Below are 728 nucleotides of genomic sequence, written 5' to 3'. Positions count from 1 at the left end.
GATCATAGTGCATGAAGCTGACGAGCCAAATGCCCTCGTCGACTTCCCTGATTCCGAGCTTTTGGCCGGCCAGCGCGACTGAGATATTGATTTTCTTGCGGTGCAGACAAAGGCGGCCGCAGGATGTGATGACGACATCTCGATCGTGGAAGGGATAGGTCAGTCCGGGCAGGCCATCATAGCGGCGTGTCGAGGCCGTGTAGATGTCTGCGGGGCGCTTCATGTCGAGAGCCTCGTGGGGACGTTCGTGGTTGAACTCGTGCCTGAAGCTGTCAAAGCGATCCTGCTGCTGGAGGCTATTGGACCCCGGCGGTCTGGTGGCTTCTTTTTTGAGCGTGAGATGCATGCGCTCATGACGGCCGTTCTGCTGCGGATGGCCTGGCTTGATGCGCTCGATCGCAATGCCGAGCCTGAGCCACCACACCGACAGCTTTGAGAGATTGAACAAGGCATTGGCACTGGCAAATGGCACGCCATTGTCGGAGCGGATGGCAAGCGGCAGACCGCGTTCGCGAAACAGGCGCTCGAAGGCAGTAATTGCAGGATCTTCGCGGGTGGAATCGAGCGCCTCGCAGAGCAGCAGGAAGCGCGAGGCATGGTCCGTGACGGTCAGCGGATAACAGTATCGGCCATTGCCGAGCTTGAACTCGCCCTTGAAGTCGGTGCACCACAGATCGTTGGGAAGCGTGCCCTGCGACAGCGGCGTGCCGCGCGCGCGATGGCGCGGC

Annotated in this window: 1 protein-coding gene; it reads right to left on the bottom strand. The window is 60.4% G+C overall.

What is annotated here, in order from left to right; genetic code table 11:
- Positions 1-728: integrase core domain-containing protein (locus tag SO140_RS46265; protein WP_498544244.1), on the bottom strand; the 728-nt coding region annotated here is incomplete at both ends.

Source organism: Bradyrhizobium sp. UFLA05-108 (genome assembly GCF_059803455.1).
This window is presented reverse-complemented; position numbering and strand designations above follow the sequence as displayed.